Origin of the sequence: Pseudomonas sp. B21-021 (assembly GCF_024749205.1) — a bacterium.
Taxonomy (GTDB): domain Bacteria; phylum Pseudomonadota; class Gammaproteobacteria; order Pseudomonadales; family Pseudomonadaceae; genus Aquipseudomonas; species Aquipseudomonas paraglycinae.
This window is the reverse complement of the sequence record NZ_CP087192.1, coordinates 6,184,994-6,201,939: the sequence shown is the minus strand read 5'-3', so window position 1 is coordinate 6,201,939 and position 16,946 is coordinate 6,184,994. Positions and strand designations below refer to the sequence as shown.

The following is a 16,946-nucleotide window of genomic DNA, read 5'->3' as shown; positions in this document are numbered from 1 at the left end:
GTGATACATTCGGCCCCGCACTGGTTTCTCCACTGCCCCCTGCTAGCCGTCGCCGACGCACTCCTTTTCGAATAAGTACGCGATCCTGTCGCCTTCTCCGCGGCGCGGCCTCATTAAGCCAAAAGCTTAATTTCCCCCCTCCATAAATGATTACGTCATTCCTATATGAATCTGACTGAACTCAAGCAAAAGCCGATTACCGAACTGCTCGAATTGGCCGAACAGATGGGCATAGAAAATATGGCCCGTTCGCGCAAGCAGGACGTGATTTTCTCCCTGCTGAAAAAGCACGCTAAAAGCGGTGAGGAAATCTCCGGTGATGGCGTGCTGGAGATTCTCCAGGACGGCTTCGGCTTCCTGCGCTCCGCTGACGCTTCCTACCTCGCCGGTCCTGACGACATCTACGTCTCGCCGAGCCAGATCCGCCGTTTCAACTTGCGCACCGGTGACACCATCGTTGGCAAGATCCGCCCTCCGAAGGAAGGCGAGCGTTATTTCGCCCTGCTCAAGGTCGACACGATCAACTTCGATCGCCCTGAGAACGCGAAGAACAAGATTCTCTTCGAGAACCTGACCCCGCTGTTCCCGAACGTGCGCATGAAGATGGAAGCCGGCAACGGTTCCACCGAAGACCTCACCGGTCGTGTGATCGACCTGTGCGCCCCGATCGGCAAAGGCCAGCGTGGTCTGATCGTTGCACCGCCGAAAGCCGGTAAAACGATCATGCTGCAGAACATTGCAGCGAACATCGCCCGTAACAATCCTGAAGTTCACCTGATCGTGCTGTTGATCGACGAACGTCCGGAAGAAGTGACCGAAATGCAGCGCACCGTGCGCGGCGAAGTGGTTGCCTCGACCTTCGACGAGCCGCCGACCCGTCACGTGCAAGTGGCTGAAATGGTGATCGAGAAGGCCAAGCGCCTGGTCGAACACAAGAAGGACGTGGTGATCCTGCTCGACTCCATCACCCGTCTGGCCCGTGCCTACAACACCGTGATCCCGAGCTCCGGCAAGGTGCTGACCGGTGGTGTCGATGCCCACGCCCTGGAGAAACCGAAGCGTTTCTTCGGCGCTGCGCGCAACATCGAAGAAGGCGGCTCGCTGACCATCATCGCCACCGCGCTGGTTGAAACCGGCTCGAAGATGGACGAAGTGATCTACGAAGAGTTCAAGGGCACCGGCAACATGGAGCTGCCACTGGACCGTCGTATCGCCGAGAAACGTGTGTTCCCGGCCATCAACATCAACAAGTCCGGTACCCGTCGCGAAGAGCTGTTGACCGCCGACGACGAACTGCAGCGTATGTGGATCCTGCGCAAGCTGCTGCACCCGATGGACGAAGTGGCTGCCATCGAGTTCCTGGTCGACAAGCTGAAAACGACCAAGACCAACGACGAATTCTTCCTGTCGATGAAGCGCAAGTAACATCGTCGGTTGATTCAGAAAATGGCGTCCCTCAGGGGGCGCCATTTTTTTTGCCTGTTTTTTGTCCGGGACGATGGGAGGTTTGCGATCTGGTAAGGTCATTGAGTTGGCAAAACAAAGAAGCAGCATTGAAGGCTGTACAAAAATAACCATCTGATTGGCATCAAGGATTTATGAGCACACTCGCTTATCGAAGGGATATCGACGGCTTGCGCGCAGTCGCTGTAATTGCCGTGGTGTTGTTCCATTTTGGCGTCCCCGGAATTACCGGCGGTTTTGTCGGCGTGGACGTGTTTTTCGTGATCTCCGGTTACCTCATCACCTCGATCATCTGGAACCAGCGCCAGGCGGGCAGGTTCAGCTTCGTCGAGTTCTGGTCGCGGCGAGCGCGGCGGATTCTGCCGGCGCTGTTTGCGATGATCATCGCGGTGCTGGCGTTAGGCTGGTTCCTGCTGGCGCCCAAGGACTACGAAGAACTCGGGCGCTCGGTGCGCTATCAGGTGATGTTCGTCTCGAACATCCTGTTCATGCGCCAGGACGGCTATTTCGATGTTGCCTCTGACCTCAAACCGCTGCTGCATACCTGGTCGCTGGCGGTGGAGGAGCAGTTCTACATCGTCTTTCCGCTGTTGCTGACCCTGATGTCGAGCCGCTTGAAACACTGGCGGCTGGCGCTGTTCGGCATCTTGCTCGTTTCGTTCGGGTTGAGTGTCTGGGCGGTCCATCATCACCCGGAAAAAGCCTTCTTTCTGTTGCCGATGCGTGCGTGGGAGCTGTTGGCCGGTGCGATGCTGGCGATCGCGCCGAAGCATGCCTGGCGCCTCAAGCCGATGGCCGCACAACTGTTGAGCCTGCTCGGCATGGGCCTGATTCTGTTGGCGGTGTTCGGTTTCGACAAGCGTACGCCGTTCCCCGGTGCGGCCGCATTGCTGCCGGTGCTTGGCGTCGTGCTGCTGATCCTGGCCAACGGTCATCGCCAGACCTGGGTGGGTCAATTCTTGAGCAGCCGGGTCATGGTCGGCCTGGGTCTGATTTCCTATTCCTGGTACCTGTGGCACTGGCCGGTGTTCGTGTTTTCCAGCTACGCCAGCGTCGAGGAACCGAGCGCCTTCGACAGTGCCGGGCTGATCCTGCTGACCCTGGTGCTGGGTTATCTGTCGTGGAAATTCGTCGAGACGCCGTTTCGCGAGCGGCGTTTGCTGGCCGGGCGTCGGCAGATTCTCCTGGCGGGTGCCTGCGGCGTGCTGGTGCTCGGGCTGGCAGGGCAAACCCTGCGCTGGACCGATGGCCTGCCGTGGCGCCTGTCCGATCAGGCGCTGCAATACGCCAAGGGCCGCGAATGGCGGCCGGAACTGATGGCATGCCTGGCCGACGACAAGACGCCGGATGACAAACTGTTCTGCCGCTACGGCCAGCAGGACCGTCCGTCACGTGCGCTGGTCTGGGGTGACAGCCATGCCACGGCGCTGATTCCGATATTCGACGATGGCGCCAAAGCCCATGGCGTCAGCGTAATCCTCGCCAGTTCGGCCGGTTGCGTTCCGGTGGCGGGAATTGAGCATGACGCCCACTGCGTGCGGTTCAATCAGCGGGTCGAACAGGCACTCAAGCCGCAGAAAGTCAGCGATGTGGTGCTGGTCGCGCGCTGGAGCCTGTATCTCTATGGCGACACGAAAAGTGGCCTGGATCACGCATTGAAAGCAGCCGACGGACATTACGACCGGGTCATCGCCGAGCAGCGTCTGGCCGAAGGCCTTCGTGCACGGGTGGCGCAGTTGCGAGCCGGTGGGCATCGGGTCTGGCTGGTGAAAGAGGTGCCGTTGCAGGCTTTCAGTCCGCCGTACCGCCTGACGCGGCTGGCGATGCTGGATCGCCCGGTGGATGACGTCGGGCTGAATGTCGCCGAACACCACAAGCGCCAGGCGTTCATCAGTCAGCTGTTCGCCGATCTGGCAAAAGACCCGGCGGTGCGAGTCATCGATCCGGCGCCGAAGCTGTGCGATGAAAGCGGCCTGTGCCGTGCCGAGCTCGGTGGTTACTCGCTGTACACCGATGACAATCACCTGTCGGAAGTCGGTGCGCGCTTCGTGGCGCCGATCCTCGAACCGCTGTTTGTCGGCCTGCAGGCCAGGGCAAATCTTGGAAAAGGTCAGGCGAATGCAGCCAAGTAAGCAGTGACGGGCTGCCAGCGACCGGCATAGCAGGTAGGATGTACGCCTATTTTGAGGGTGCCATCGTCAATGAAATTCAAGGATCTTCGGGATTTCGTGCAGCAGCTTGAGCAGCGCGGAGAGTTGAAACGCATCCAGATTCCCGTCTCGCCGGTGCTGGAGATGACCGAGGTGTGCGACCGCACGCTGCGGGCCAAGGGCCCGGCGCTGCTGTTCGAGAAGCCGACCGGTTACGACATCCCGGTGCTCGGCAACCTGTTCGGCACTCCCGAGCGGGTGGCCATGGGCATGGGCGCCGAGTCGGTCAGCGAGCTGCGCGAAATCGGCAAGCTGCTGGCGTTCCTCAAGGAACCTGAGCCGCCGAAGGGCTTGAAGGACGCGTGGTCGAAGCTGCCGATCTTCCGCAAGATCATCGCGATGGCGCCGAAGGTCGTCAAAGACGCGCCGTGCCAGGAAGTGGTCATCGAAGGCGATGACGTCGATCTGGCGATGCTGCCGGTGCAGACCTGCTGGCCGGGCGACGTGGCGCCGCTGATCACTTGGGGCCTGACCGTCACCAAGGGCCCGAACAAGGACCGGCAGAACCTTGGTATCTACCGTCAGCAAGTGATCGGCCGCAACAAGGTCATCATGCGCTGGCTCAGCCACCGTGGCGGCGCCTTGGATTTCCGTGAGTGGTGCGAAAAGCATCCGGGGCAGCCGTTCCCGGTGTCCGTGGCCCTTGGCGCGGATCCGGCGACCATTCTCGGCGCCGTTACTCCGGTGCCGGACAGCCTCTCCGAATACGCCTTCGCCGGTCTGCTGCGCGACAGCCGCACGGAACTGGTGAAGTGCCGTGGCAACGACCTGCAAGTGCCGGCCACTGCCGAAATCATTCTTGAAGGCGTGATCCATCCGGGCGAAATGGCCGATGAAGGCCCGTACGGTGACCACACCGGTTACTACAACGAAGTCGACAGCTTCCCGGTGTTCACCGTCGAGCGTATTACCCATCGGATCAAGCCGATCTACCACAGCACCTACACCGGCCGTCCGCCGGATGAGCCGGCGATTCTCGGCGTGGCGCTGAACGAAGTGTTCGTGCCGATCCTGCAAAAGCAGTTTCCGGAGATCACCGACTTCTACCTGCCGCCGGAAGGCTGCTCGTACCGCATGGCCGTGGTGACGATGAAGAAGTCGTATCCGGGCCACGCCAAGCGCGTGATGCTGGGTGTCTGGTCGTTTTTGCGACAGTTCATGTACACCAAGTTCGTTATCGTCACCGACGACGACATCAACGCGCGTGACTGGAACGACGTGATCTGGGCCATCACCACGCGCATGGACCCCAAGCGCGACACGGTGATGATCGACAACACGCCGATCGACTACCTCGACTTCGCCTCGCCGGTGTCGGGGCTCGGCTCGAAGATGGGCCTGGACGCCACCCACAAGTGGCCGGGCGAAACCACTCGCGAGTGGGGCCGCGTCATCGTCAAGGATGACGCCGTCACCCAACGGATCGATGCCATCTGGAATCAGTTAGGAATAGATTGATGCGTGTAACCCTGCAGCCCTCCGGAGCGGTGCTCGAGATACAGCCCGGAGAGCGGATTCTCGATGGTGCGCGGCGCCTGGGCTACGAATGCCCGCAAAGCTGTCGCAACGGCAATTGCCATGTGTGTGCGGCGCTGCTGGTGGAAGGCCGGGTCGAACAGGCCGGCAAGGTGCACGACCACGGCGAGTTCTACACTTGCATAGCGGAGCCGCTGGAAGACTGCATCGTGCTGTGGGATGGCGTGCTCGCGCTGGGAGAACTGCCCGTGCGCAGCGTGTCGTGTCAGGTCATCGAATGCCGGGATGTCGGTGGCGATACCTTTCGTGTGCGCCTGCGGGCACCGGCCGGCAAGCCGCCGCGCTACCACGCTGGCCAATACTTGATGATCGAGCGCGAGAGCGGCGAGAAGTCGGCGTTCTCCATGGCCTCGGCGCCCCACGGCGGGCGCGATCTGGAAATCCATGTGCTGGCGCGCGAATCCAGTGCGCTGAGCCTGATCGATCAGCTCACGCGCAACCCGATGGTGCGGGTCGAGCTGCCGTTCGGCGACACCCATCTGGCGGAACTGCCGGACGGGCCGCTGGTGCTGATCGCCGCCGGCACCGGCATGGGCCAGATCCACAGCCTGATCGAACATTGCCGGGCCAATGGCTTCAAACATCCGGTGCACTTGTACTGGGGCGTGCGTCGTCCGGAAGATTTTTACGAAATCGAACATTGGGACGAATGGCTGAAGTTGCCCAATCTGTTCCTGCACAAGGTCGTCAGTGATCAGTGCGGCTGGGAAGGGCGCTGTGGCATGTTGCACGAAGCGGTCTGTGAGGATTTCCCTGATCTGAAGCCGCTGCACGTCTACGCCAGCGGCTCGCCGGCGATGGTCTACGGCACGCTGGACGCGCTGGTGGAAGCGGGGATGGATGCTCATCAGATGCGTGCGGATGTGTTCGCTTACGCGCCTCGCTCGTAAGTTCGTTATAACTCTCTATATAGCCGATCGGTATTTATGTAATTGCATAAATGCCGGTAGGTTATATATCAATCAGGCAATCAATTAAGAACTGTGCCATGGCACTCAAATTGCCTTAAAACATATGTGCCTTATTGTTACAGCGGTGCGTTCTATTAAGTAATTCTTCACCCGCGGGGAGCTGAACGCTATTCGCCATGAGCGCCATTGAAAACGCTTTTCTGAACCTGGCTTACCCTCCGCGGCTCGATCTTGGGCCGCAGCTGACGCACGAACAACTTCTCGCTTCCATGCAATCGACCATGGCGCGCCACAAAGGCGGGCCGGTGTGGCTGTTCGCCTACGGCTCGCTGATCTGGCGGCCGGAATGCTCCGCCGTCGAGCGGGTGCGCGGACGAGTCCATGGCTACCATCGTGGCTTGTACCTGTGGTCCCACGAACATCGCGGCACGCCGGAAATGCCGGGTCTGGTCTTTGGTCTGGATCGCGGCGGCTCGTGCAGCGGCTTCGCCTACCGGTTGCCGGAAGACAATCTGGACAGCGCGCTGTATGCGTTGTGGAAACGCGAGATGCCGTTCCCGTCCTATCGGCCACACTGGCTCAACTGCCGACTCGAAGATGGCAGCCAGGTTCAGGCCTTGGGATTCGTATTGGAGCGACACCTGCCCAGCTATGCCGGCAACTTGCCGGATCATGTGCTGAGCCAGGTGTTCGAAAGCGCTTGCGGGCGTTACGGCACCACTCGCGATTATGTCGAGCAGACCGCTCACGCCCTGCGCAGCCACGCCATGCCAGACCGGAATCTGGAGGCGCGGCTCAAGCGCTGTAAGTCAAAGGCCGATCAGGCGACTGCTTCGCGGCTCTGACTGGCGACTTGCTTGTGCCACAGGGTCGGGGCCAGGAAGGCCATCGACAGCAGGCAAGCGCCCACCAGCAGCACGAAACCGCCATCCCAGCCGAAATGGTCCACGGTGTAGCCCATTGCTGCACTGGCCGCGACCGAACCACCCAGATAACCGAACAGACCGGTGAAGCCTGCGGCAGTGCCGGCGGCTTTCTTCGGTGCCAGTTCCAGGGCCTGCAGGCCGATCAGCATCACCGGGCCGTAGATCAGGAAGCCGATGGAGAACAGCGCGATCATGTCGACGGTCGGGTTGCCGGCCGGGTTCAGCCAGTACACCAGCGTCGCCACGGTCACCAGTGCCATGAACACCATGCCGGTCAGGCCACGGTTGCCACGGAAGATCTTGTCCGACATCCAGCCGCACAGCAGCGTGCCCGGAATCCCCGCCCACTCGTAGAAGAAATAGGCCCACGAGGTTTTATCCACGGTGAAACCCTTGGCTTCCTTCAGGTAGGTCGGCGCCCAGTCCAGCACGCCGTAGCGCAGCAGGTAGACGAAGACGTTGGCCATGGCGATGTACCAGAGCATTTTGTTGCGCAGCACGTATTTGACGAAGATTTCCTTGGCGCTGAATTCGTCTTCGTGGCTGGCGTCGTAGCCTTCCGGGTAGTCGTTCTTGTACTTCTCGATCGGCGGCAGGCCGACCGACTGCGGGGTGTCGCGCATGGTCACGAAAGCGAACACCGCTACTGCCAGAGCCACGGCAGCCGGGACGTAGAACGCTGCGTGCCAGTCGTTGAACAGGCCCATGCCGATCAGGAACAGCGGGCCGATCAGGCCGCCACCGACGTTATGCGCCACGTTCCACACCGACACCACGCCGCCACGTTCCTTCTGCGACCACCAGTGCACCATCGTGCGTCCGCTCGGCGGCCAACCCATGCCCTGGGCCCAGCCGTTGATGAACAGCAGGATGAACATCATGGTCACGCTGGAGGTTGCCCAAGGCGCGAAACCGAAAATGAACATGACCCCGGCCGATACCAGCAGACCGAACGGCAGGAAGTAACGCGGGTTGGAGCGGTCGGACACCAGGCCCATGAGGAACTTGGACAGACCGTAGGCGATGGCGATGGCCGACATCGCCAGACCCAGATCGCCACGGCTGTAGCCTTCGTCGATCAGGTACGGCATGGCCAGCGAGAAGTTCTTGCGCAGCAGGTAGTAACCCGCGTAGCCAAAGAAGATGCCGGCGAAGATCTGCCAACGCAGGCGTCGGTAGGTGCTGTCGATTTTTTCTTCAGGCAATGGAGCCTGATGTGCGGCAGGACGAAAGAAAGCAAACATTCAAGAGCTCCAGATTTCTTGTTTTGACTGCGGATGCGAATGTTACAGTTTCGTTACCGAAAATAGCACCGCTTCCTATCGGCAAAACAGCGGAAATGTTGGAAGTCGCGCGTTCCTTTATGAACATGTCGCTCAGATATAAGTACGCGGCGCTGTGGGAAATGTTACTTCGACGTCTTCCTGCCGGGTTTCATGGCTTTGTAGGGCACAGATTTGGGAAATGTCCTGCGAACAATGCGGAAGGCGCGGCGTTCTGTTTCAGGCTGCCGGGCTCTACCCTTTTGACGGTGCCAATCGGGCACTCGTGCGGTGAAGGGGGGAGGGCTCATGCGGTGGTGTGTGTTGCTGTTTTTGCTGATGGCATCGGGAGGTGCGTGGGCGGTAGAGGTGCTGCTGATTCCGGAAAACAACCCGAGGCCGGTCTATCCGCGAGGGCTTTTCAGGGCTGGCGTGGTCGGTGAAGTGGGCGCCGAGTTCACCGTCCATGCCGACGGTTCAGTCGACCGGATCAGCTTTGCTCGAAATAGCCATCCGGAGCTGATCGAGGCGGTCAGGATTGCCGTCGAGCAATGGCGTTTCAAGCCGTGGACCGTCGAGGGCGACAGGCCGGCAGAGAGGCGAGTCCTTGCGCCGATGGTATTCAGGCTGGATCTGGATCAACCCATCCACATCAACCAGCAACTGAAAGCCTTGAAGTGCCGAACCCTGAACGAATATCTCGGCGACATTGCGGAACAGTCGTGGATCGATACGAAGGTGTTCGTTCACACCAGGGCCTACCTTTCCAATGTTTTCCACAAAGCGCAGCTGCCGGACGAACAGCGCCTCGATATGATCGCCAGACTGAACAAGCGGATTCCGACGATTGTCCGGGGATGTCGCGACAGTCCGGTCCGGACTTACATGAGTCTGTTGCCGGAGGACATTCGCAGTTTGATGTAGGGCTGGAGTGCTCTGAAGGGCGACCCGGCAGTTGCCATCAATCCCGGGTCGCCCGATCAGCTCAGCGCACTTGCACCACGACTTTCCCGACAGCCTTTCGCTGCCCGAGATCATTGATCGCCTGTGCGGCATTGCCCAGCGGATAGACCTGCGACACCAGCGGTTTCAGCTTGCCCTCGGCAAACCAGCCGAACAGTTGCTGGAAGTTCGCCGCGTTGTCCTGCGGCTGGCGCTGGGCGAAGGAGCCCCAGAACACGCCGAGCACTGCCGCGCCCTTGAGCAGGGCGAGGTTGACCGGCAGTTCGGGAATGCGGCCGCTGGCGAAACCGACGACCAACAGGCGGCCGTTCCAGGCGATGGCGCGGATGGCCTGATCGAACAGGTCGCCGCCGACCGGGTCGTAGATCACGTCGGCGCCCTGGCCGTCGGTCAGGCGCTTGATCTCGTCCTTGAGGCTGGTTTCGCTGTAGTTGATCAGTTCGTCGGCACCGGCCGCCTTGGCCACGGCGAGTTTTTCCGCGCTGCTGGCGGCGGCGATCACCCGGGCGCCCATGGCTTTGCCGATTTCCACAGCGGCCAGGCCGACGCCGCCGGAGGCGCCGAGTACCAGCAGGGTTTCACCCGGTTGCAGGTTGCCGCGCTGTTTGAGGGCGTGCATCGAAGTGCCGTAGGTCATGCTGAAGGCGGCGGCGGTGTTGAAATCCATCGACGGCGGGATCGGCAGCACGTTGTAGCCCGGCACCGCGACCTGCTCGGCGAAGCTGCCCCAGCCGGTCAGGGCCATGACCCGATCGCCGACCTTCAGGTGACTGACCTTTTCACCGACTTCGCTGACCACGCCGGAGGCTTCGCCACCTGGGGAGAACGGGAAGGGCGGCTTGAACTGGTACTTGCCCTCGATGATCAGCGTGTCCGGGAAGTTGACCCCGGCGGCGTGCACGTCCAGCAGGATTTCGTTCTTCTTGGCGACAGGACTGGCGACGTCTTCCAGCACCAGCGATTCGGCAGGGCCGAAGGCTTTGCACAGCACGGCTTTCATCAGGGCTATTCCTTTGGGAGTGATGGCCGATAAGTGTAGGTGTGGCAGTCAACGGGTCAACGAGCATGCCCGGCCCTGATAGTCCGCCATAAGCTTGTGCTTGCGCGGCGGGTCGTTATGCTAGGCCGCAAACCGGATAAGGAGCGAATTGTGAAAGCGTGGATCATGTTGTTGCTGGCCCTGTCTCTGCCTGTGGCAGCGCTGGCCGAAGAAGCCAAAGAAGGCGAGGCGCCGAAGGTCAGCTACATCACCCTGAGCCCGCCGTTTGTGGGCAACTACGGACTCGATGGCACCCCGAAGCTCAAGGTCTACAAGGCCGACGTGGCACTGCGGGTGACCGGTGAAGAGGCGACCAAACTTGTCAAGGCCAACGAGCCGCTGATCCGCAATCAGCTGGTGGCGCTGTTCACTCAGCAGACGACTGATGCGATGGGCAGCATCGAGGGCAAGGAAAAGCTGCGTCAGGAAGCCTTGAAGCAGACTCAGCAAGTGATGAATGACGAGACCGGCAAACCGGTGGTTGAAGATCTGTTGTTCAACAACCTGATCATTCAGTAAGGCATTCGTTGTCCGGGCGGGCCTCATCGCGAGCAAGCTCGCTCCCACAGGATTCATGGTGATCACAATTTTGTGATTCACACAGATCCCTTGTGGGAGCGAGCTTGCTCGCGATGGCATTTTGTCAGGCGACAAATGACTCAGGGTTTGAGCGCGATCACTGCCGCCCACTGCTCGGCCGTCACCGGCATCACCGACAGTCGCGAACCCTTTTGCACCAGCGGCATCTCGGCCAGCGCGGTCTGCTGTTTCAGGTAATCCAGCTTCAAGACCCGGTTGAATGTCTCTACGTGGGCGACATCGATCGCGCTCCAGGCGTTTTTCTCCGGCGTGGCTTTCGGATCGAAGTAATGGCTTTCCGGTTCCAGTGCGGTGGGATCCGGGTACGCGGCTTCGATTATTTTGCCGATTCCGGCAATGCCCGGCTCCGGGCAGCTGGAGTGGTAGAAAAAGAACTCGTCCCCCACCGCCATGGCCCGCAGGAAATTACGTGCCTGATAGTTGCGAACCCCGTCCCAGCGCGCTTTGCCGAGCTTCTCCAGGCCCTTGATCGAGAGCTCGTCGGGCTCGGATTTCATCAGCCAGTAGGCCATGGTGTGTGCTCCTCAAGCGGTCATTGGGCAGGTTGTCCGGCAATTTTATGACAAACCGACGGTCGGTTGACGTCAGCATTTGCGCAGAGGTTCACGTTGTCGCAAAATGCCGGCCTTTAAAGCTTGACGCTGCTGCACGGCCTACGAATGGAAACCGCTGCTGTCATCGTGATGATGTGCCTTGAGGGGGGCAATCGATGAAACGCAAACCGGATTTGCTGTGGACTTTGGTAATTTTGTTCGGTCTGGGCGTCGTGACCACCGGTTATGCGCAAAGTCTGTGGGCCAACAAGGCCGATGCACCGATTGAAGTGGCGCAACAGGTACAACAGTCGACAGCCTTCAAGCGCTGACACTGCCTTTTCGACGCTGCTGATCTACGCGGCGTCTATCCTGCGAAATACCACGCCTTGTCTGTCACCGTTCCCTGCAACGGTACATCCCAGCTCGCTTGCGCGAGACGTTCGACTTTCTGACATTCATGGGCTAACCCCAACAGCGTCGGCTTGCGCCAGTTCTGGCGTCGGGCCAGGTACGCCAGACTGCGATCGTAGAATCCGCCACCCATGCCCAGGCGCCCGCCGACATCGTCGAATCCCACCAAAGGCAACAACACCAGATCCAGTGCCCAGACCTTGCGCTGACGGGCCAGATTGGCGCGTGGCTCAAGAATGCGGAAGCGGTTGGGTTTGAGTTTTTCGCCGGGGCGGATCTGCTGAAAGACCATTTTGGTCCGCGGCCAGGCACTGAGCACCGGCAGGTAGGTTTTCTTGCCCCGACGCTGGGCAGCGCGCAGCAACAGGCGCGGGTCGATTTCACCGTCGGTGGGCAGGTACAGGGAAATGTATTTCGCCCGGCGAAAGTGCGGGTCTTGTGCCAGTTGCTTGTACAGACCTTCGGCAGCCTGGCGTTGTTCGCTTCGCGTCAGCGAGCGGCGGGCCTTGCGCAGCAGGCGGCGCAGTTGGGGACGGGGCAGCAACGCGGGTTCGGTCATGGTTCGGCTTCGGCAGGGTGGGACGAAAACGTACGCATAAAAAATCCGATGCCGGCATGCACCGGCATCGGATTCGAATCAGGCTCCCCGGATGAGCCGCTGTCGACTTAGCCCTTGAACCCGAGAGTTCAAGGTGGAGGATGCAGTAGGCTTTAAGGCTTTCCGTCTGGCGGACATGCACACCAGCCCAACGTGCAACCCCCAGGGTAGTGCAAATCGGCTCAGGGACATCGTCAACTGGCAAGCACCCCAGGGAGTGCGGCGAGTATAACTCAAGCAGCCTGGCGAATCAGCCCTTGCTGATGTCCGGATCGTCGGCCAGCACCAGATCGACACGATCGAGCAAGTCACGCACCTGTTCACGGGTCGAACCGCTGGCCTGGATGTCCGGACGCTCTTCTTTGTGCAAGAGGTCGTGGGTGATGTTCAGCGCAGCCATCACGGCGATGCGGTCGGCGCCGATGACTTTGCCGCTGCTGCGGATCTCGCGCATCTTGCCGTCCAGGTAGCGGGCGGCGCTGATCAGATTGCTGCGCTCTTCCTGGGGACAGATGATCGAATACTCTTTGTCGAGGATCTGCACGGTAACGCTATTGCTTGAACTCATGAGTCTTGCTCCAGGGCCTTGAGGCGCGAAATCATCGATTCGACCTTACGCCGGGCGATTTCGTTTTTTTCAATGAGGTGCGCGCGTTCCTCGCGCCAGGTCTTTTCCTGAGCAAGTAAGAGTGCATTTTGACTCTTTAGTTGCTCGACTCGGGTAATCAGCAGTTCGAGTCTGGCCATCAGCGCTTGCAGGTCGGTGTCTTCCATTGTGTCCACTGATTCGGTCTGATGGGTTTGGCTGGCGGACAGCCTTTAATGGTCTTGGCGAGTCTGTCGATGTAGGATACAAGGCCTTCATTCTAGACATAGCGCCGTCTGGCGCCTAGCTGCCCATGCCCATTCAGAATTCCCCGTACCAAGGCTTTGCCACCCTGCTGAACTCCAGCGGTCACTCCGTTTCGCCTGCCGAACTGCACGGCCTGTTGCTGGGCCGCAGTTGCGCCGGCGCCGGCTTCAATGCCGAAGAGTGGCTGATCGATGCCGCCGAGCTGCTCGAAAGCGAGCCGCAGGACAACGTCCGCAACGCGCTGATCGGTCTGCAGGAGATGGTCAAGAGCGAACTCACCGGCGATGAAGTCACCGTGGTTCTGCTGCTGCCGAACGATGACGCGCCACTGGCCGAGCGCGCCGCCGCGCTGGGCGAATGGTGCCAGGGCTTCCTCACCGGTTTCGGCCTGAACTGCCGCGACAGCAGCATGCTGAGCACCGAAGCCACTGAAGTGTTGCAGGATTTGGCAGCGATCTCCCAGGTGCAAGACGCACTGGAAGAATCCGAAGACGGCGAAAGCGACTATATGGAAGTCATGGAGTACCTGCGTGTCGCTCCGCTGCTGCTGTTCTCCGAAACCAAAAAGGCCGACGTGCCGCCAGCGGCCAAGCCGTCGCTGCACTGATCGCGTGCCAGGGAAAGCCATCTGCCCATGATCCATATCCCGAAAGCGGAATACGCCCGGCGCCGCAAGGCGCTGATGGCACAGATGGAACCCAACAGCATCGCGATCCTGCCTGCCGCCGCGGTCGCCATTCGCAACCGCGACGTCGAACATGTCTATCGTCAGGACAGCGACTTCCAGTACCTCAGCGGTTTTCCCGAGCCGCAAGCGGTCATCGTCCTGATGCCCGGTCGCGAACACGGCGAATACGTGCTGTTCTGCCGTGAGCGCAATGCCGAACGCGAACTCTGGGACGGCCTGCGCGCCGGCCAGGAAGGCGCGATCCGCGATTTCGGCGCCGACGACGCCTTCCCGATTACTGACATCGACGACATCCTGCCGGGCCTGATCGAAGGCCGCGACCGGGTGTATTCGGCCATGGGCAGCAACCCCGAATTCGACCGCCACCTGATGGACTGGATCAACGTGATCCGCTCCAAGGCGCACCTCGGCGCCCAGCCGCCGAACGAATTCGTTGCCCTGGATCACCTGCTGCACGACATGCGCCTGTATAAATCGGCGGCAGAAGTGAAGGTGATGCGCGAAGCGGCGCGGATCTCTGCCCAGGCTCACATCCGGGCGATGCAGGCCAGCCGTGCCGGGTTGTACGAGTACAGCCTCGAAGCCGAACTGGATTACGAGTTCCGCAAGGGCGGGGCGAAAATGCCGGCCTATGGTTCGATCGTCGCTGCCGGGCGCAACAGCTGCATCCTGCATTACCAGCAGAATGACGCGTTGCTCAAGGACGGCGATCTGGTGCTGATCGACGCCGGATGCGAGATCGACTGCTACGCCAGCGACATCACCCGCACCTGGCCGGTCAACGGCAAGTTTTCCGCTGAACAGAAAGCGATCTACGAACTGGTGCTGGCTTCGCAGGAAGCGGCATTCGCCGAAATCGCTCCGAACAAGCACTGGAACCAGGCGCACGAAGCCACGGTTCGGGTCATCACCGCCGGACTGGTGAAGCTGGGGCTGTTGCAGGGCGAAGTCGACGAGTTGATCGCTACCGAGGCCTACAAGGCGTTTTACATGCACCGCGCCGGCCACTGGCTGGGGATGGATGTGCATGACGTCGGCGAATACAAGGTCGGCGGCGAATGGCGAGTGCTGGAAGTCGGCATGGCGCTGACCGTGGAGCCGGGCATCTACATCGCTCCGGACAATCAGAACGTAGCGAAGAAATGGCGCGGCATTGGCGTGCGCATCGAGGATGACGTGGTAGTGACCAAGAGCGGTTGTGAAATCCTGACGGGTGGCGTGCCGAAAACCGTCGCCGAGATCGAAGCCCTGATGGCGCAAGCACGGACCTGCGCGGCATGAGTCGGGTCAATCTGGCAATCATCGGTGGCGGTCTGGTCGGCGCCAGTCTGGCGTTGGCCTTGCAGGCCGGAGCCAAGGCCCGTGGCTGGAAGATCGTGCTGATCGAACCGTTCGCCCCCGGTGATACCTGGCAGCCAAGCTACGACGCGCGCTCCTCGGCGCTGTCCTTCGGCTCGCGGCAGATTTATCAGCGGTTGGGCGTGTGGCAGGAAATCTCCCGCCGCGCCGAACCGATCAAGCAGATTCATGTATCCGACCGTGGTCGTTTCTCCACCGCCCGACTTTCGGCGATGGAAGAGGGCGTCCCTGCGCTCGGCTATGTCGTGGAAAACGCCTGGCTCGGCCAGTGTCTGTGGCAGCACCTCGACAAAGACGTGATCAGCTGGCGCTGCCCGGCGGAAGTCACCCGCATGGAGCCGTTGCCGGACGGCTATCGCCTGACCCTCAACGACGAAACCACGGTCGAGTGCGATCTGGCGGTGCTCGCCGATGGCGGCCGTTCCGGTCTGCGCGAACAATTGGGCATCAACGTGCGCAAGCGCCCGTATAACCAGAGCGCGCTGATCGCCAACATCACCCCGAGCGAAGCGCACAACGGCATGGCCTTCGAGCGCTTCACCGACGAAGGCCCGATGGCGCTGTTGCCGCTGCCGGAAAACCGTTGCGCGCTGGTCTGGACCCGTCTGGGCATGGACGCGCAACGGTTGGCCGACCTCAGCGAGCGTGATTTCCTCAGCGAGCTGCAAGGCGTGTTCGGCTACCGTCTCGGCACTTTGAAACAGGTCGGCGCGCGGCATCTGTACCCGCTGTCGCTGGTGGAAGCCGAAGAGCAGGTGCGCTCGCATCTGGCCGTTCTCGGCAATGCCGCCCACAGCCTGCATCCAATTGCCGGGCAGGGTTTCAACCTGTCTCTGCGCGATGCCGATGCGTTGGCCGCCGCGCTGCTGGCCAGCGACAAACCGCTGGGGGATTTCGCCACGCTGCAGGCGTATCGCGAGCGTCAGCGCCTCGATCAAGACCTCACCGTGGGTTTCTCCGATCAGGTCACGCGCCTGTTCGGCAGCACCCAGCCGCTGGTGTCGCTGGGGCGCAACATCGGCCTGCTCGGCCTCGATCTGCTGCCGCCGGCCAAACGCTGGTTCGCCCGTCAGGCCATGGGGCTGGGGACGCGGCCGGATGCGTGAGTGGCTGATCAAACAGTTTGGCAAGGCGCGGCTGATGCGCTGGATCATGACGTTCTACCCGCCGTACTTCGGCGCCGGTGTCCGGGTGCAGCACATCAGCGATGACTTTCGCGACATCCAGGTCTCGATGGGCCTGGGCTGGTACAACCGCAATTACGTCGGCACCCAGTTCGGCGGCAGTCTGTATTCGATGGTCGATCCGTTCTTCATGTTGATGCTCATGGAGAACCTCGGCTCGCGGTACATCGTCTGGGACAAGGCCGCCGACATTGATTTCATATCGCCGGGCAAAGGCCCGGTGTTCGCCCGGTTCAACATCGACGACACCCTGCTCGACGAGATCCGTCGGCAGACCGCCAGTGGCGAGAAATACCTGCCGCAGTTGCAGGTCGACATTCATGACGGCGCCGGCAACCTGGTGGCGCGGGTCGGTAAAACCCTTTACGTGCGGCTCAAGCCGCCAGCGAGACAGGCTTAAAGCATG

Annotated in this window: 18 protein-coding genes and 1 other RNA gene; 12 read left to right on the top strand and 7 right to left on the bottom strand. The window is 60.9% G+C overall.

Annotation, left to right across the window (positions count from 1 at the left end; translation table 11 throughout):
* The first annotated feature begins 165 nt into the window (after window positions 1–165).
* From rho to LOY31_RS27990, 5 genes are all read left to right on the top strand, one after another.
* The gene (gene rho, locus LOY31_RS28010) at window positions 166–1,425 is read left to right on the top strand and encodes a transcription termination factor Rho (protein ID WP_007951825.1); all 1,260 of its coding nucleotides are present in this window, start codon (window positions 166–168) and stop codon (window positions 1,423–1,425) included.
* 173 nt (window positions 1,426–1,598) lie between these two features.
* A complete protein-coding gene (locus LOY31_RS28005; RefSeq protein WP_258712581.1) occupies window positions 1,599–3,596 on the top strand; it encodes an acyltransferase family protein in 1,998 nt (665 codons plus the stop codon).
* Between the two features lie 69 nt (window positions 3,597–3,665).
* Window positions 3,666–5,132, top strand: coding sequence for a 4-hydroxy-3-polyprenylbenzoate decarboxylase (gene ubiD / locus LOY31_RS28000; RefSeq protein WP_007951823.1), 1,467 nt, complete (start codon window positions 3,666–3,668; stop codon window positions 5,130–5,132).
* Complete coding sequence (locus LOY31_RS27995) at window positions 5,132–6,100, top strand: CDP-6-deoxy-delta-3,4-glucoseen reductase (RefSeq protein ID WP_085606029.1); 969 nt, start codon at window positions 5,132–5,134, stop codon at window positions 6,098–6,100. The genes ubiD and LOY31_RS27995 overlap by 1 nt, the downstream gene beginning before the upstream one ends.
* 197 nt (window positions 6,101–6,297) lie before the next feature.
* A complete protein-coding gene (locus LOY31_RS27990; RefSeq protein WP_007951821.1) occupies window positions 6,298–6,966 on the top strand; it encodes a gamma-glutamylcyclotransferase in 669 nt (222 codons plus the stop codon).
* Here the strand turns inward: LOY31_RS27990 and glpT are convergent.
* Window positions 6,942–8,291, bottom strand: a complete 1,350-nt coding sequence (gene glpT / locus LOY31_RS27985) for a glycerol-3-phosphate transporter (RefSeq protein ID WP_007951819.1) — start codon at window positions 8,289–8,291, stop codon at window positions 6,942–6,944. The two genes, LOY31_RS27990 and glpT, sit on opposite strands and share 25 nt — an antisense overlap.
* A gap of 327 nt (window positions 8,292–8,618) precedes the next feature.
* Between glpT and LOY31_RS27980 the strand changes: the two genes are divergently transcribed.
* Window positions 8,619–9,233, top strand: a complete 615-nt coding sequence (locus LOY31_RS27980) for an energy transducer TonB (protein ID WP_258712579.1) — start codon at window positions 8,619–8,621, stop codon at window positions 9,231–9,233.
* A gap of 61 nt (window positions 9,234–9,294) precedes the next feature.
* On the opposite strand, the gene LOY31_RS27975 is transcribed toward LOY31_RS27980, so the two are convergent.
* A complete protein-coding gene (locus tag LOY31_RS27975) occupies window positions 9,295–10,272 on the bottom strand; it encodes an NADPH:quinone oxidoreductase family protein (protein ID WP_007951816.1) in 978 nt (325 codons plus the stop codon).
* A gap of 150 nt (window positions 10,273–10,422) precedes the next feature.
* Here LOY31_RS27975 and LOY31_RS27970 point away from each other — a divergent pair, with 150 nt between their 5' ends.
* Complete coding sequence (locus LOY31_RS27970; protein ID WP_258712578.1) at window positions 10,423–10,830, top strand: flagellar basal body-associated protein FliL; 408 nt, start codon at window positions 10,423–10,425, stop codon at window positions 10,828–10,830.
* A gap of 140 nt (window positions 10,831–10,970) precedes the next feature.
* On the opposite strand, the gene LOY31_RS27965 is transcribed toward LOY31_RS27970, so the two are convergent.
* Entirely contained in the window at window positions 10,971–11,423 is a 453-nt protein-coding gene (locus LOY31_RS27965) for an EVE domain-containing protein (protein ID WP_103385895.1), read from the bottom strand.
* 197 nt (window positions 11,424–11,620) lie between these two features.
* Between LOY31_RS27965 and LOY31_RS27960 the strand changes: the two genes are divergently transcribed.
* Entirely contained in the window at window positions 11,621–11,776 is a 156-nt protein-coding gene (locus LOY31_RS27960; RefSeq protein ID WP_007911192.1) for a hypothetical protein, read from the top strand.
* Between the two features lie 35 nt (window positions 11,777–11,811).
* Here the strand turns inward: LOY31_RS27960 and LOY31_RS27955 are convergent, their stop codons facing one another.
* The 4 genes from LOY31_RS27955 to LOY31_RS27940 form a co-directional block, all read right to left on the bottom strand.
* A complete protein-coding gene (locus LOY31_RS27955) occupies window positions 11,812–12,417 on the bottom strand; it encodes a 5-formyltetrahydrofolate cyclo-ligase (protein ID WP_258712577.1) in 606 nt (201 codons plus the stop codon).
* An 80-nt stretch (window positions 12,418–12,497) separates the two neighbouring features.
* Window positions 12,498–12,676: non-coding RNA, 6S RNA (ssrS, locus tag LOY31_RS27950), on the bottom strand.
* A gap of 30 nt (window positions 12,677–12,706) precedes the next feature.
* On the bottom strand, window positions 12,707–13,024 hold the full coding sequence (locus LOY31_RS27945; protein ID WP_007951811.1) for a cell division protein ZapA: 318 nt from the start codon (window positions 13,022–13,024) through the stop codon (window positions 12,707–12,709).
* Window positions 13,021–13,230: a TIGR02449 family protein gene (locus tag LOY31_RS27940; protein ID WP_007940359.1), complete on the bottom strand. Its 210-nt coding sequence runs from the start codon at window positions 13,228–13,230 to the stop codon at window positions 13,021–13,023. The genes LOY31_RS27945 and LOY31_RS27940 overlap by 4 nt, the downstream gene beginning before the upstream one ends.
* A 125-nt stretch (window positions 13,231–13,355) precedes the next feature.
* On the opposite strand from LOY31_RS27940, the gene LOY31_RS27935 reads away from it, so the two are divergent.
* The 4 genes from LOY31_RS27935 to LOY31_RS27920 are packed head-to-tail and all read left to right on the top strand — an operon-like array spanning window position 13,356 to window position 16,940.
* Complete coding sequence (locus LOY31_RS27935) at window positions 13,356–13,916, top strand: YecA family protein (RefSeq protein WP_258712576.1); 561 nt, start codon at window positions 13,356–13,358, stop codon at window positions 13,914–13,916.
* 27 nt (window positions 13,917–13,943) lie between these two features.
* Window positions 13,944–15,278, top strand: coding sequence for a Xaa-Pro aminopeptidase (gene pepP, locus LOY31_RS27930; RefSeq protein WP_007951809.1), 1,335 nt, complete (start codon window positions 13,944–13,946; stop codon window positions 15,276–15,278).
* Entirely contained in the window at window positions 15,275–16,462 is a 1,188-nt protein-coding gene (gene ubiH, locus LOY31_RS27925) for a 2-octaprenyl-6-methoxyphenyl hydroxylase (protein ID WP_085606016.1), read from the top strand. The genes pepP and ubiH overlap by 4 nt, the downstream gene beginning before the upstream one ends.
* A complete protein-coding gene (locus tag LOY31_RS27920; protein WP_258712575.1) occupies window positions 16,455–16,940 on the top strand; it encodes a DUF4442 domain-containing protein in 486 nt (161 codons plus the stop codon). Before ubiH ends, LOY31_RS27920 begins: the two co-directional genes overlap by 8 nt.
* Window positions 16,941–16,946 lie beyond the last annotated feature (6 nt).